Origin of the sequence: Actinomycetospora sp. TBRC 11914, from assembly GCF_012933465.1 — a bacterium.
GTDB lineage: Bacteria > Actinomycetota > Actinomycetes > Mycobacteriales > Pseudonocardiaceae > Actinomycetospora.
This window is the reverse complement of the sequence record NZ_JABBND010000017.1, coordinates 81,198-95,884: the sequence shown is the minus strand read 5'-3', so window position 1 is coordinate 95,884 and position 14,687 is coordinate 81,198. Positions and strand designations below refer to the sequence as shown.

13 protein-coding genes are annotated in these 14,687 nt (G+C 73.2%); 2 read left to right on the top strand and 11 right to left on the bottom strand.

What is annotated here, in order from left to right; translation table 11 throughout:
• Positions 1 to 120 precede the first annotated feature (120 nt).
• The 9 genes from HH311_RS23220 to HH311_RS23180 form a co-directional block, all read right to left on the bottom strand.
• The gene (locus HH311_RS23220) at positions 121 to 597 is read right to left on the bottom strand and encodes a hypothetical protein (protein ID WP_169186064.1); all 477 of its coding nucleotides are present in this window, start codon (positions 595 to 597) and stop codon (positions 121 to 123) included.
• The gene (locus tag HH311_RS23215) at positions 594 to 1,346 is read right to left on the bottom strand and encodes a hypothetical protein (protein WP_211190672.1); all 753 of its coding nucleotides are present in this window, start codon (positions 1,344 to 1,346) and stop codon (positions 594 to 596) included. Before HH311_RS23215 ends, HH311_RS23220 begins: the two co-directional genes overlap by 4 nt.
• A gap of 164 nt (positions 1,347 to 1,510) precedes the next feature.
• Positions 1,511 to 2,536, bottom strand: a complete 1,026-nt coding sequence (locus HH311_RS23210) for a uroporphyrinogen decarboxylase family protein (protein ID WP_169186063.1) — start codon at positions 2,534 to 2,536, stop codon at positions 1,511 to 1,513.
• 73 nt (positions 2,537 to 2,609) lie between these two features.
• On the bottom strand, positions 2,610 to 2,969 hold the full coding sequence (locus HH311_RS23205) for a hypothetical protein (RefSeq protein ID WP_169186062.1): 360 nt from the start codon (positions 2,967 to 2,969) through the stop codon (positions 2,610 to 2,612).
• Complete coding sequence (locus HH311_RS23200) at positions 2,966 to 3,832, bottom strand: extradiol ring-cleavage dioxygenase (protein ID WP_169186061.1); 867 nt, start codon at positions 3,830 to 3,832, stop codon at positions 2,966 to 2,968. Before HH311_RS23200 ends, HH311_RS23205 begins: the two co-directional genes overlap by 4 nt.
• Entirely contained in the window at positions 3,825 to 4,652 is an 828-nt protein-coding gene (locus tag HH311_RS23195) for a citryl-CoA lyase (RefSeq protein WP_169186060.1), read from the bottom strand. The genes HH311_RS23200 and HH311_RS23195 overlap by 8 nt, the downstream gene beginning before the upstream one ends.
• Positions 4,645 to 5,799 (bottom strand): CaiB/BaiF CoA-transferase family protein, encoded by a 1,155-nt coding sequence (locus HH311_RS23190; protein ID WP_169186059.1) that lies wholly within the window; start codon positions 5,797 to 5,799, stop codon positions 4,645 to 4,647. The genes HH311_RS23195 and HH311_RS23190 overlap by 8 nt, the downstream gene beginning before the upstream one ends.
• A gap of 65 nt (positions 5,800 to 5,864) precedes the next feature.
• Entirely contained in the window at positions 5,865 to 7,067 is a 1,203-nt protein-coding gene (locus HH311_RS23185; RefSeq protein ID WP_169186058.1) for an FAD-dependent monooxygenase, read from the bottom strand.
• 614 nt (positions 7,068 to 7,681) lie between these two features.
• Positions 7,682 to 8,488: an IclR family transcriptional regulator C-terminal domain-containing protein gene (locus HH311_RS23180; RefSeq protein ID WP_169186057.1), complete on the bottom strand. Its 807-nt coding sequence runs from the start codon at positions 8,486 to 8,488 to the stop codon at positions 7,682 to 7,684.
• Positions 8,489 to 8,701: 213 nt separating this feature from the next.
• Here HH311_RS23180 and HH311_RS23175 point away from each other — a divergent pair, with 213 nt between their 5' ends.
• Positions 8,702 to 10,147, top strand: coding sequence for an amidohydrolase family protein (locus HH311_RS23175; RefSeq protein ID WP_169186056.1), 1,446 nt, complete (start codon positions 8,702 to 8,704; stop codon positions 10,145 to 10,147).
• A gap of 42 nt (positions 10,148 to 10,189) precedes the next feature.
• On the opposite strand, the gene HH311_RS23170 is transcribed toward HH311_RS23175, so the two are convergent.
• Positions 10,190 to 11,359: a serine hydrolase gene (locus HH311_RS23170; protein ID WP_169186055.1), complete on the bottom strand. Its 1,170-nt coding sequence runs from the start codon at positions 11,357 to 11,359 to the stop codon at positions 10,190 to 10,192.
• A 101-nt stretch (positions 11,360 to 11,460) separates the two neighbouring features.
• On the opposite strand from HH311_RS23170, the gene HH311_RS23165 reads away from it, so the two are divergent.
• A complete protein-coding gene (locus HH311_RS23165) occupies positions 11,461 to 13,446 on the top strand; it encodes an acetoacetate--CoA ligase (RefSeq protein WP_169186054.1) in 1,986 nt (661 codons plus the stop codon).
• A 53-nt stretch (positions 13,447 to 13,499) separates the two neighbouring features.
• Here HH311_RS23165 and HH311_RS23160 read toward each other — a convergent pair whose 3' ends face one another.
• The gene (locus HH311_RS23160; protein ID WP_169186053.1) at positions 13,500 to 14,651 is read right to left on the bottom strand and encodes an acetyl-CoA C-acetyltransferase; all 1,152 of its coding nucleotides are present in this window, start codon (positions 14,649 to 14,651) and stop codon (positions 13,500 to 13,502) included.
• Positions 14,652 to 14,687: the final 36 nt, after the last annotated feature.

Here is a 14,687-nt window from a genome sequence, read left to right as displayed (position 1 = left end):
CGGCGGCCGGAACATCGGCCACCTCGCGTAGATCTCGCGCTGCGTGTACGTCAGCTGCGCCGAACGAGCGACCACCCGGGACGCGACGTGTGCGGCCCGGGCGGTCCTGGGAGTGGTCTCCTACAGGGAGAGCAGACGGTCGAAGAACTCCCGGTAGCGGCGCAGCGCCTGGCGCAGCTCCTCGGTGCCGGGCTCGGTGTTGCCGCTCCACTCCGCCTCGAGCTCGGAGCGCTGGTCGCGGAACACCCGGCTGACCTCGTCGAGCACCTCGCCGACGAGCTGGTCGGCCTCGGTCACCGCCTGCCGGGGCTCGTCGACGAAGGCGGCCTGGACCTCCTGCCAGCGCCCGCGCAACCGCTCCGACGCCGACGGCTCGAGGACGCTGACCCCGTCCGAGCCCGGCGCGTCGTGGTCATGCTGACCGGGCTGGTCGCCGTGCTGGCGGGTGTACCGGCCCGGCCCGTCGTCCGGGCGGCCCGCGTCGTCGCGCGGGCCCCTGTCGTGACCATCCGCGTCGCCGCGCAGGCCCTCGTCGCGCAGGCCCTCGTCGCGCACGCCCCCGTCGTGACGCCCCTCGCCCGTCGTCTCCGTGCTCACCGTCGGCTCCCGTCGTTGTCGTGTGCCCCGTCGGTCGGCGCCCCGCCGGCCGACTCCCGCTCCCGCCGACCGTCGCCGAGGTGCTCGTCGCGGTGAGGGCCGTCGTCACGGCGCGGGGCCTCGTCGCCCCGGGGACCGTCGCGGTGGTCGCCCTCGCGGTGGCGGCCCTCGCCCCGGGCCCCGTCGTCGCGGCCGGGCCCGCCGCCGTGGTCGTCCGCGGAGCGTTCGTCGAGCAGGGCGTCGACCAGGCTGCGGTACGAGGTGACCGCGCCCCGCAGGTCCTCGGTGCCGGCGCTGCCGTTGCGGTGGCCGTCGCGCACACGGCGCGCCTCGCGGTAGTTCTCGACCACGCGCGGGTGCTCGACGGAGATGTCGTCGGCCCGCCGGTCGAAGTCCTCCACCGGGTAGCCGCGCTCCCGCATGATCGTCGTGACCAGCGAGTCGGCCTTCTCGACCGCGCCGCCGGGGTCGTCGACGAACTCACCCTGGATCTGTTTCCAGTCGCCCTGGAAGCGCTCCCGGGTCTGCGGGTCGAGCGGGCGCAGGTCGAGCTCGGCGTGGCGCTTGCGCCGGTCGGCGAGCTCCTTCTCGGCCTCGCTCTTCGAGCCCGACCGCTCGACCGCGCGGTCGTACTCCGGTCCGAACTGCTCCTCGAGCTGCTGCGAGCGTCGTCTCCGGGCCAGGGCGAAACCGCCGCCGGCCAGCAGGAGCACGACGACCACCACGATGACGATGATGACCGCGGTCATGACAGCCCCTCCGTCGGGCACTGATGCATGTCGGAGAGCGTCGTCCTGCGTACGGGCTGCAGCAATCAGCCGTTACGGCGCATGTGGACTGCGTCACACGGCCCCGTCATGATCTCCGCAAACCCGGAGCGCCGAGCGGTCTTGACCGCTCCAGCCGGGTCCGCCTACTCGGCGCGGAGGATCTCCGCTGCAGCGGCCATCGCCGCCATCTTGCCCTCCGCGGACTCCCGCGGCAGGTACTTCATGCCACAGTCGGTGGCGATGACGAGCTGCTCGCGCGGGATGCGGTCGTAGGCGCGACGGACGCGGGCCGCGACCGTCTCGGCGGTCTCCACGGCCTCGTCCGACAGGTCGATGACGCCGAGGATGATCGTCTTGTCGGTGAGGTCGGAGAGCACGCCGAGGTCGAGGCCCGACTGCGCGGTCTCGATCGAGATCTGGTCGACCGGCGAGCCGGCGAGCTCGGGCAGGAACGAGTAGCCCTCGGGCCGGGCGTGGATGATCGCCGCGTACCCGAAGCAGATGTGCACGGCGGTCGTGCCGGTGACGCCGTCGAGGGCCGCATTGAGCGCGGCGAGCCCGTACTGGCGCGCCGCGTCCGGGCGGGCCTGCATGTAGGGCTCGTCGATCTGCACGATGTCCGCGCCCGCGGCGTGCAGGTCGCGCACCTCGGCGTTGACCGCGGCCGCGTAGTCCATCGCGGCGGCCTCGGCGTCGGGGTAGTGGTCGTTCTGCGCCTGCTGCGACATCGTGAACGGGCCGGGCACGGTCATCTTGATCGTGCGGTCGGTGTGCGCGCGCAGGAACTCCAGGTCGCGCACCTGGACCGGCCGCGGGCGCCGGATCGGGCCGGTGATGCGCGGGACCGGGTTGGGGTGCCCGGAGCGGTCGAGCGCGGTGCCGGGGTTGTCGACGTCGACACCCTCGAGCGCCGTGGCGAAGTGGTTGGAGTAGCTCTCGCGGCGCATCTCGCCGTCGGTGAGGACGTCGAGCCCGGCGCGCTCCTGCGCCCGGATCGCGAGCTGCGTCGCGTCGTCCTGGGCCTGCTCGAGGTACTCGGGGGCGACCCGCCACAGCTCCTTCGCACGAACCCGCGGCGGGAAGCGGCCGGCCAGCTTGGCGCGGTCGATGAGCCAGTCGGGCTGGGCGTAGCTCCCGACGAGGCTCGTGGGCAGCAGGGGCAGCGTCATCGGTGCTCTCTCCGGGGTCGCGAGGGGAGGATTCGGTCGCTCTATCCGCACGAGGGTTCCCCTCGCGCGGAGGTCAGGTCGCGATGTCGGGGTAGGGCAGGGTGATGTGCTCCATGGCCCGCGCGTAGGCGAGCTGGTACTCGAGCGGGCCGTGGTCGCGCTCGAACATGGCGATGAACAGCGTCAGCGTGAGGAACGGGTGCGCGCCCATCTCGAAGAGCCGCACGTGGTCGTGGGCCGCGAGCGCCTCCCGTTCGGCGGGCTCGAACGCCAGCCACGTCGATGCCTCGCCGGTGTGGCAGTTGAGCAGCTTGTTGGCGTATTCGCGTTCCCACTCCGCCACACATTCCGCCGGCGATTCCCGATAGCGCTCGACGAGCTCCGGATCCCGGTCGACGGTGTAGAGGAACTTGTCCACCAGGTACTTGCTCATGCCGTAGGGACTCCCTTCGGGTACCAGGTGAAGTAGGCCTCCATCGTGTGGAAGAGGTCGAGCGAGTCGACGTGGTCGGCCTTCTTCCCCTCCCCCGCGACACCCATCATCAGCATGAAGTCCATGAACCCGTGCGTGGCGTTCCCGGGCGCGTGCAGCGAGTCGAGCGTGACCTCCGCCAGGCACCCCTCGACGTCGCCGGAGGCGATCCAGTCGACGGCCTTGCGGTCGAACTCCGGGTCCGGGCCGTGCGGCCCGAACTGGCGTGGTCCGCCGAGCTCGAGCGAGAGGTGCCCGGTGCCGATCACGGCGACCCGCTGGTCGGAGGGCCACGACTCGACCAGCTCGCGGATCGTGCGCCCGAGCTGCACGAACCGCTGCGGCCGCGGCAGCGGCGGCGCGAAGATGTTCGTGTAGATCGGCACGATCGGCAGGTCCGCCTCGGGCCGCAGCGTGATGATCGGGCACGTGATCGAGTGGTCGATCCGCAGCTCGTTGGAGAACGCGAGGTCGAACCCGGCGTCGAGACCCTCCCGCAGGATGTACGACGACAGGTCCTCCTGGCCCGCGAGCCGCATCTTCGGCAGACCGAACTCGCGCTCCTCGTTGTACCAGTTGGCGTCGTAGACCGGCGCCTTCCCGACGAGGAACTGCGGCATGTTGTCCAGCCACAGCTGGTGGAAGTGGTCCGAGCCCACCATCACCAGCACGTCGGGACGGGCCCGGGTCAGCGTCTCCCGGAACGTCTCGATCTTCGTCACCCATTCGTCCGCGAACGGCGGGCGGTCCTCACCGGTCGAGGTGCTCGCCCGGTAGTAGAACGGGTGGTGGGTGGACGCGATGACCGCGACGAGTTCAGCCATGCGTTTCTCCGTCCAGGGATGGGGGTTGGTAGGGGTCGGGGTCGACCGGCTTGTTGTTCAGGTCGACGCTCAGGAAGATCTCGTTGGCCACGGGGTGCCGGAGCTCCTCGGCGAGCTGGCCGATCAGCCCGGCGGTGCGCGCGAGCAGCGCGAACCCGCGCAGCAGTTCCAGCGGCAGCCCGAGGTCGGCCAGCACCGCGCCGCACACCCCGGCCCCGTTGAGCGGCAGCGTCTTCCCGAGCACCTGCGGGTGCACCCGGCCGATGGCGGCGAACAGCGCGAGGTGCGGGCCGGTGACGCCCTCCTCGGCCGCGAGTGCCATGAGCTTCGGGGTGCGCGGGTCGCCCTGCTTGTGCACGTGGTGGCCGAGGCCCGGGACGAAGCGCTTCGCGTCGCGCTGGGCCTGCACGGTGCGGAGCGCGAGGGCGTCCCAGCCCTCGTCGTCGGTGGGCAGGGCGCCGTCGGTCGCGACCAGCTGGTCGTGCAGGAACCGGCCGCAGTCCTCGGTGACGCCGAGGAACCGGCTGCCGCCCGCGAGGAGCCCGGCCGCGAGCGCGCCCTGCACCGAGTCCGGCGCCGACAGGTGCGTCAGGCGGGTGACGATGGCCGTGGGGGTGTAGCCGTGGTCGGCCAGCGCCGCCAGCACCGCCTCGAAGACGCGGGTCTCCCCGGGGGTCGGGCGCCGCTGGGTGGCCAGCCAGAACGCCAGCTCGCCGAACCCGACCTGCCCCATGACGTCCTCGACGAGGTCGTGCCCGAGCAGGCTGATCCTGTCCGGCGACGCCGCGCCGAGCGCGGTCTCGTACACGTGGTCACTCACCAGCGCCCAGCCACTTCCGCAGCTCGGCGCCGTGCTCGTCGAGCTCGGGCGGGGGCAGCTCGTAGACCGCCGGGGTCTGCGAGAACCGGATGGGGTGCCTCGTCGTCGGGACCGCGCGGTCGCCCTGGCCGACCTCGACGACCGGCTCCAGCCCGAACCGCTCCGCCATCGCGAACCCGCCGTCGATCGACTGGATCGGCCCGCACGGGACCCCGGCGTCGACGAGCAGGTCGAACCACTCGACCGCGGTCTTCTCCTTGAGCTTCCCGACGAGGATCGGGCGCAGCTCGTCACGGTTCGCCGTCCGGTCCGCGTTCCGGGCGAAGCGCGGGTCGTCGGCGACGCCGTCGAGGCCGAGCACCTCGCAGAGCTTGCGGAACTGACCGTCGTTCGCGGCGGTGACGATGAGGTCGTCGTCGGCGGTCTCGAGCGGCTCGTAGGGGAAGACGCTGGGGTGGGCGTTGCCCATCCGGTGCGGCACGACGCCGCCCGCGACCCAGGCGCTCGAGTGGTTGACCAGCCCGGTCAGTGCCGAGGAGAGCAGGTTGACCTCGACGTGCTGGCCCTCGCCGGTGGCGTCGCGGTGGCGCAGCGCCGCGAGGATGCCGATCACCGCGTGGTTGCCGGCCATCACGTCGAACACCGAGATGCCGGCGCGGTAGGGCGGGCCGTCGGGGTCGCCGGTGAGGTCCATCAGCCCGGAGATCGCCTGCACCATGAGGTCGTAGCCCGGGACGTGCGCGCCCTCGCCGGAACCGAACCCGGAGATGCTCGAGTAGACGACGCCGGGGTTCGTGGCGCTGACCGTCTCGTAGTCCAGCCCGTACTTCGCCATGCCCCCCGGCCGCAGGTTCTCGATGACGACGTCGGCGCGGCGCGCGAGCTCCTTCGCGACGCCGATGTCCTCCGGGTCGCGCAGGTCGAGCGCGATCGAGCGCTTCCCGCGGTTGACCCCGAGGTAGTAGGTCGAGGTCTCGCCGCGGGTCGGCGGCATCCAGGTCCTGGTGTCGTCACCCTTCGGGCCCTCGACCTTGACGACCTCGGCGCCGAGGTCCGCCAGCAGCATCGTCGCGTAGGGACCCGCGAGGATGCGGCTGAAGTCGGCCACCAGCACCCCGGCGAGCGGTCCGCCCCCGGTCCCAGCCATGGAATCTCCTGTCCGTCTGCCGGACGCTTGTCCGACCTTGATCCTCGACCGGCGCCGGAGTCCCGTCAAGGGTCGGTCGGCTCGGCACCCGCGTAGGCGTGGGCGAACCAGCGAGCGAGCCCGGCGTCGTCGCGCAGGGCCGCGACCCAGCCCTCCCGCAGGCCGTGCACGAACGCCGCCGACCCGTCGTCGACGGCGTCGGAGGAGCGCGCGGTGAGGATGCGCAGGAACCAGTCGGAGAACGCCTGGGTGCGCCACAGCGCCGGGACCCGGGTGTCGGAGTAGGCGTCCAGGCGCTTGCGGTCGGCCGTGGGGCCGAACGCCTCGACCAGTCCGTGGGCGAGCTCGACGGCGTCGGCGATGGCGAGGTTCATCCCCTTCCCGCCGGCCGGGGTGATCAGGTGCGCGGCGTCGCCGACGAGATGGCAGCCACCGTGCTGCATCGGGACCGTCATGCGGGTGCGCAGGTCGAGGACGTCGACCGAGCGGATGTCGAGCCCGGCGACGGCGGGCGGGTCGAGGCGCAGGCGCTCGGCGAGCTCGGTGCGGATCTCGTCGTGGGTGAGGTCGTCGGCGCCGACGTCGGCCGGGACCTCGACGTAGAACCGGGTCTCCTGCGGGCCGCGGCGCAGGTGGGCGGCGTAGCCGCGGGGGTGGATGCCGTAGACGGTGTGCCCGACGAGCGCCGGGGACGCCGTCGAGACCACGAGCCAGCGGGCGGGCAGGGACCGGTCGAGGACGTCGACGTGCCCGGCGATCGCCCGCGCGACCGCGCTCGACGCGCCGTCCGCCCCGACGACGACGTCGGGCGTGAGGTGCTGGCGGGCACCGTCGGGACCCTCGACGACGAGATGCGGCCGCGTGCCGTCGGTGCCCACCTCGCGGACGCGGTGGCCGAAGCGCAGCGGCGCGCCGCGTACGACGAGGGCGGCGGCGAGCTCTGCGACGAGGCGGTGCTGCGGGAAGACGTAGTGCGGGCGGTCGCCGGTGAGGTCGGCGTAGTCGAAGACGTGCGCGAGCTGCGGGGTGCGGAACTCGACGCGGCGGTTCTCGGCCTCGAAGTGCAGCGCGACGTCGGCGATGCCCTCCCGGCGCAGGAGCTCGACGGTCCGGTACTCGACGATCCCCGCCTTCGGCTGGGTCCCGATCTGCTCCTGCTGCTGGCGCTCCACCAGCTGGAACGGCACGTCGGCGTGGTGCAGCAGCCAGGCGAGCACGAGCCCCGCCGGGCCCGCCCCCACGATCACCACGCGCGGTTCGTCCGGCACCGGGCCGCCCTCCTCGTCGTCGTCCTGCGGAGCAAGCGTGCGCGTGCCGGGTGGTGCGGCGCGCGGCGAATCCCGGTGGGCGGGAAGGCGACGATCCGACGAGAACGGCGTTCCGTCCTGGGCGGTCCTGCGCGCGCCGCACACACTCCGCGCAGCGCGGCGATCCCTTGCCGCGGAACCGACGCGCCGCGCACACACTCCGACGGGAACGGAGTCCGGTCCTGCGGGGACCTACGCGCACCGCACACATCGGCCGCGCCCGAGCGATCGGCGCGCACACGAGGAGCACTCCACGCCGCGCGTGCCGCCCCCGAACCTGCCCCGCGTGCCCCTCGCTCGCGCCGGGCCGGACCGACCCGAGGGCCGCCCACACGAGGGGCACTCCACGCAGCCCGCACCACCCCCGGACCTGGCCCACGTGCCCCTCGCTCGCGCGGGGCCGGACCGACCCGAGGGCCGCCCACACGAGGAGCACTCCACGCAGCGCGCACAGCCCGCAGCCCTGCCCCACGTGCCCCTCACGAGCTGAGCCCCGTGCCGAGCCGCCCGGATCGTGAACGCCGCGTTCCTGACGTCCAGCGTCAGGAACGAGTCGTTCCTGACACCCCTGCCCGCTACGACGCCGGCAGCGTCACGTGCGGGAGCGCCTCCCGGCGGGCGAAGTCCGCGCTGATCTCCCCGGCGGTCGCGAGCAGCAGCGGCAGGTGGTGCTCGACGAGGTGCTCGACCGAGGTCTCCGCGGCGTGGCAGTTGACGTTGACCCCGGCGATGACGCGGCCGGTGCCGTCGCGCAGCGGGGCGGCCACCGAGCGGATGCCGAGGGTGAGCTGCTCGTCGGTGAGCGCCCACCCGCGGGCCCGGACCTCGCGCAGCGCGGCGTCGCGCTCCTCCCGCGAGGGCTGCCACCGCGCGGCGAGCCCCGACCGGGTCGGCTCGGCGAGGACGCGGTCGAGCTCGTCGGGCGGCAGGGCGGCGAGCTGGACCTTGCCGAGCGAGGTCGGGAGCGCCGGGAACCGGGTGCCGATCTGCACGGCGAGCGAGACGATCTTGGGGACGCTGGCGCGGGCGACGTAGACGATGTCGGAGCCGTCGAGCTGGGCGATCGAGCACGACTCGTTGGTCCGGGCGGAGAGCGCCTCGAGGTGGGGTCGGGCCACGTCCCACAGCCCCATCGACCCGACGTAGGCGACGCCCAGGTCGAGCACCCGCGGGGTGAGGGCGAAGCCGCGCTCACCGCTGCGGACGTAGCCGAGCTCGGCGAGCGTCAGCAGGATGCGCCGCGCGGTGGGCCGGGCCAGCCCGGTCGCCGTCGCGACCTCGGCGAGCGTCATCGTCGGGCGCTCCGGGCCGAACGCCGCGATCACCTCGAGCCCGCGCGCCAGCGCCTCGATGAAGTCCGGCCCGGCGCCCTCGCGTGGCACGTGCACCCTCCCGCCGCCGGCCCGCCGCGTCGGGCGGGCACCGTCGGGCGCAGCGTAGCCCGTCCTGACCGTCTGGCGGACACCTCGTCGGGAAGTTGCGGAGAGACACTCGCAGGCCCGTCGACCGTTGACAGCGAAACCATCGCTGAGCAGAGTGACGAGCACCATTCGACCGCTGTTCGGACAGACGTCCGTAGTCCGAGGGAGTGCCCGATGTCCGAGTCCGCCGGCGAGGCCCGTCGTCCCGTCGTCCTGCGTGGGGGCACCGTCCTCACGCTCGACGCCGCGCACACCGTCCTGTCGGACGCCGACGTCCTCGTCGTCGACGACCGCATCGCCGCCGTCGGACCCGACCTCGCCGTGCCCGAGGGCACCGAGGAGATCGACGCGCGCGGCGGCATCGTCATGCCCGGGATGATCGACACGCACCGCCACATGTGGCAGACGGCGATGCGCGGGTACGGCGCCGACTGGACGCTGACCCAGTACTTCGTCTGGTACTACCTCGAGCACGGCACGGCGTTCCGACCGGAGGACGTGCACGCCGGGAACCTGCTCGGCGCGATCGAGGCCGTCGACGCCGGCGTCACCACCACCGTCGACTGGTCCCACGGCCTGCAGACGCCGCAGCACGCCGACGCCGCCGCCGACGCGCTCGAGGCCGTCCCCGGCCGGTTCGTGCTGGCCTACGGCAACATCCAGGACGCCCCGGCCACCTGGACCGCGTCGCCCGGCTTCCGCGACTTCGTCGAGCGCCGGATGAGCGGCGACCGCGACATGCTCGGCTTCCAGCTCGCGTTCGACGTCACCGGCGACCCGTCGTTCCCCGAGAAGCCGGCCTTCGAGGTGGCCCGGGAGCTCGCCGTCCCGGTGACCACGCACGCCGGGGTGTGGGGCGCGACGAACGACGACGGCATCCGGCTCATGCACGACCACGGGTTCGCCACCCCGGAGACGGTGTACGTGCACGCCGCGTCGCTCTCCGCGGACTCCTACCACCGGATCGCCGCGACCGGCGGGTCGATCTCGGTGTCCACCGAGAGCGAGCAGTCGGCCGGCCAGGGCTACCCGCCCACCTGGGCGCTGCGGGCGCACGACCTGCCGGTGTCGCTCTCGATGGACACGACGGTCTGGTGGAGCGGCGACCTGTTCTCGGCGATGCGCACGACGCTGGGCGCCGACCGCTCCCGCGAGCACCTCGAGGCCCACGCCAAGGGCGAGACGGTGACCCACGCGTCGCTGCGCGCCGAGCAGGTCGTCGACTGGGCCACCCGCGGCGGCGCCCGCGCGCTGGGCCGGGACGACCTGGGGTCGCTCGAGGTCGGCAAGAAGGCCGACGTCGTGCTGATCCGCAACGAGGGATCGCCGGTGATGTTCCCGCTGCTGCACCCCTACGGGCACGTCGCCTTCCAGGCCCAGCGCGGCGACGTCGAGGCCGTGATCGTCGACGGGCGCGTGGTCAAGCGGGACCACCGCCTCGTCGGGATCGACCTCGCCGCCGCGCGCCGGACCGTGGAGTCGACCGTGGAGCACCTCCGCGGCACCCTCGGCGACGAGGCGTGGGCGCAGGGCATGAACCCGGAGATCCCGACGACCAAGGTCCTCGACAACCCGTACACCTACACCGACTACCGGTCGTCCGCGACGCACGGAGGCTGACGCCATGTGAACGGATGTGGTCGCCGGGACGACCACATCCGTTCACATGGCCGCGTAGAGGGCCTCCTCGAAGTCGCCGTAGAGCTTCCACGCCTCGTGCTCGGTGATGAACGGCAGCGAGTTGGTGTAGATCGACGCGCAGATGCCGGTGGTGCGGTCGATCCAGAAGTGGGTGTTGAACAGGCCCGCCCACGCCCCGCTCCACGCCCGGCGACGGCCCGGGACGTCGGAGGTGTTGAGCAGCAGCCCGTAGCCCCACGTCCAGCCCGGTCCGAGGTGCAGCGTGTCGGTGGTCGCCGGGTCGGCGGTGGCGATCTCGGTCGGGAACGGGGCGCCGTCGAGCTGGTCGGAGAACGCCGCGTCGACGGTCTCCTGGCGCAGGATGCGCGCCCCGTCGAGCTCACCGCCGCGCAGCAGCGCCCGCTCGAAGCGGATGTAGTCGCGCGGCGTGGAGTGCAGCCCGTGGCCGCCGGCCCACCAGGACGGGTCGTCGGGCAGGACGTTCCCGATCGACGCCCACTGCCCGTCCTCGCCCTTGGCGTGCACCGGGGTCTTGTTGCCCTGCCGGGCGTCGTCGAGGGCGAACATCGTGTCGTCCATGCCCAGCGGGCCGGTGATGTGGTCCTTCACGACGACGTCGAGGGTGGTCCCGGCGACGGCCTCCACCACGCGGCCGAGCCAGTCGGTGTTGATGCCGTACTCGAAGCGGGTGCCGGGGTCGGCCACCAGCGGCGCCCCGAACGCGGCCATGTCGCCGGGGACGACGTTGGGCAGCCCGGTCGTCGACTCGTAGCGCGCCATGTCGGCGTTCCAGAACCAGTACGTGAGCCCCGAGGTGTGGGTGACGAGGTGCTTGACCGTCGCCCTGCTCGCCGGCGCCCGCAGCCGCGGGGTGTCGCCGTCCCAGCCGTCGAGCACCTGCAGCTGCCCGAACTCCGGCACGTACTCCTCGACGGGCGCGGCGAGGTCGAGCGTGCCCTGCTCGACCTGCTGCAGCGCGGCCGTCGTCGCGACCATCTTGGTCATCGACATGATCCGGAAGTGGGTGCTCGTGGACACCGGCTCGCCGCTGCCGGTGACGCGCTCACCGGCCGCCCCCTCGTAGAACACGCCGTCCCGGTCGGCCGCGATCGCCGCGACGTGGGGAACCGCCCGGTTGTCGACCGCCGCCTGCAGGACCTTGTCGATGCCGGACCCGTCGAACGTGGACACCGTCTGACCTCCATTGGTCTCGCGCGCCCCCCGCGTGGAGCCCGCGTGTCGTCCCGATCACACCAGAGCGGCGTGGCCCAGGTCACCTCCGGAAGCAGAGGATGGCGGTCGTGAGCACCGGCGCCCGCCCCGACGAGCCGCAGCGCGGCGAGATCCTCCGGCCCGTCCCCGACGACGCGGCGACCGCGTCGCGCATGGGCCGCTTCCTCACCGCCGCCCTGGGCCCGGGGGACTACCAGGCGCTGCACCGCTGGTCGGTCGACGACCCGGAGGCGTTCTGGCGGGCGGTGATCGCCTTCTTCGACGTGGACGTCGCCGACCTCACGACGGTGCTGGCGGACGCGGGCATGCCGGGCGCGCGCTGGCTGCCGGGCGCGCGGATGTCCTACTCCGCGCACGCGCTGCGCGAGGAGTGGACCGGACCCGCCGTCGTCGGGATCTCGCAGGCACGGGGGCGGGTCGAGCTGTCCTACGACGAACTGCGCGACCGGGTCGCGCGGGCGCGCGCCGGGCTGGTGCGGCTCGGCGTCGGGCCCGGCGACCGCGTGGCCGGGTACCTGCCGCACGTCCCGGAGACGATCGTCGCGTTCCTCGCGACGGCCTCGCTCGGGGCGGTGTGGTTGTCGTGCCCGCCGGAGTTCGGGCCACGCGCGGTGGTCGACCGGCTCGGGCAGGTCGAGCCGACGGTGCTGATCGCCGTGGACGGCACCCGCTACGGCGACCGCCCGATCGACCGGTCCGCGGAGCTCGCCGAGATCCGCGCCGCCCTGCCCTCACTGCGCGCGACGGTGCTCCTGCCCTACCTCGACCCGGACGCCGCGGCACCGCCCGACGCGACGACGTGGGCGGACCTGCTCGCCGAGCCCGGCCCGCTCGAGCACGAGGCCGTCGCCTTCGACCACCCGCTCTACGTGCTCTTCTCCTCGGGCACCACCGGTCTGCCCAAACCGATCGTCCACGGGCACGGCGGCATCCTGCTCGAGCACCACAAGACGCTCGGGCTGCACAACGACGTCCGGCCCGGCGACCGGTTCTTCTGGTACTCGACCACCGGCTGGATCATGTGGAACTACGGCGTGTCGGCGCTGCTCGTCGGCGCCACCGTGGTCTGCGTCGACGGCAACCCGGCCTGGCCCGACCTCGACGCCCTGTGGGCCATGGCCGAGTCCGAGCGGCTCACGCAGTTCGGGACGTCGGCGTCGTTCCTCATGATGTGCCGCGACGCCGGCCTGCAGCCCGGGCAGGACCACGACCTGTCCGCGCTGCGGATGCTCGGCTCCACCGGCTCGCCGCTCCCGGCCGAGGGGTTCCGGTGGGCGGCGGCGACGTTCGGGCCCGAGGTCGTCGTCAACTCGACCTCGGGCGGGACGGACGTCGCGAGCGGCTTCGTGGGCGCGGCGCCGCTGCTGCCGGTGCGCGCCGGGGAGATCCCCGGGCCGATGCTCGGGGTCGACGTGCACGCCTTCGACGAGGACGGCCGGGACGTGGTCGGCGAGCCCGGCGAGCTGGTGATCACCGCGCCGATGCCGTCGATGCCGGTGGCGCTGTGGGGTGACGACGACGGGTCCCGGCTGCGGTCGACGTGGTTCGACCGGTTCCCCGGCGTGTGGACCCAGGGCGACTGGATCACGGTGTTCGACGACGGCGGGTGCGTCATCACCGGCCGCTCCGACGCGACGCTGAACCGGGGCGGCGTCCGGCTGGGGACCTCCGACTTCTACACGGTGGTCGAGGACGTCAGCCTGGAGGATGGCTCCGGGATCGCCGACAGCCTCGTCGTGCACCTGGAGGACCAGGTCGGGGGCGCCGGCACCCTCGTGCTGCTGCTCGTCGGCGGGCCCGACCGGCCGGCGCTCGAGGCCGAGATCGTGCGCCGGCTGCGCGGCGAGATGTCACCGCGGCACGTACCCGACGAGATCGCGTGGGTCGAGGCGCTCCCCCGCACGTTGTCGGGCAAGAAGCTGGAGACCCCGGTGAAGCGGCTGCTGCGCGGCGCGGCGCCCGAGGACGTCGCGAGCCGGGACTCGCTGGCCGACCCGACGGCGCTGGACGCGATCGTCGAGTGGGTGCGACTCCGTCGCATGTGAGCACTTTCGGTCGCTATAGCGACCGAAAGTGCTCACATGCGACGGAGTCGCACCTAGCACCTCTCGATGATCGTCGCGTTCGACTGGCCGCCGCCCTCGCACATCGTCTGCAGCCCGTAGGTCCCGCCGGTGCGCTGCAGTTCGTGGACGAGCTTGGTGGCGAGCACCGCGCCGGTCGCGCCGAGCGGGTGGCCCATCGCGATCGCGCCGCCGTTGACGTTGGTGCGCTCCAGCGGCGCGCCCGTCTCCTCGGCCCACGCGAGCACGACCGGCGCGAACGCCTCGTTGCACTCGAACAGGTCGATGTCGTCGATCGACAGGCCCGCCCGCTTCAGCACCATCTGCGTCGCCGGGATCGGCCCGGTGAGCATGAGGACCGGGTCCTCCCCGACGACGGCGAGGGTGGAGACCTTCGCGACCGGCGTCAGCCCGTGGGTCCGCACCGCGTCCTCGGAGGCGACCAGCAGCGCCGCCGACCCCACCGACACCTGGGACGACACGGCCGCGGTGAGCGCGTAGCCCTCCCGCAGCGGGGGCAGCGTCGCCATCTTCTCGCGGTCGACGGTCGGGCGGATGCCCTCGTCGCGGTCCAGCCCGTTGAGCGGGGCGAGCTGGGAGGTGAACCGGCCCTCGTCGGTCGCGGCGGCGGCACGGCGGTGGCTCTGGACCGCGAACTCCTCCATGCGCTCGCGGGTGATGCCCCACTTCTCCGCGATCAGCTGCGCGCCGCGGAACTGGCTGATCTCCTGCTCGCCGTAGCGCTCGATCCACCCGGCGCCCTCGCGGCGGGTGCCCATCTTCTCGAGCACCGAGGCGTTGGCGTCGATCGGGACGATCGCCATGTTCTCGACGCCGGCCGCGACGACCAGGTCCTGCGTCCCCGACAGCACGGCCTGGGCGGCGAAGTGCAGCGCCTGCTGGGAGGAGCCGCAGGCGCGGTTGATGGTGGTGCCGGGGACGTGCTCGGGGAAGCCGGCGGAGAGCCACGCGGTGCGCCCGATGACGCCGGCCTGCGGGCCGAGCTGGCTGACGCAGCCCATGAGGACGTCGTCGACGGCGCCGGGGTCGATGCCGGTGCGCTCCACCAGCGCGCGCAGGGCGTGGGCGCCGAGGTCGGCGGGGTGGACGTCGGCGAGGGCGCCCTTGCGGGTCCCGACCGGCGTCCGGACGGCGTCGACGATGTAGGCCTCGGTCTGCCCGGCCACGGTGCCTCCCGGCGTCGGGGTGGATGTCCGGCCCAG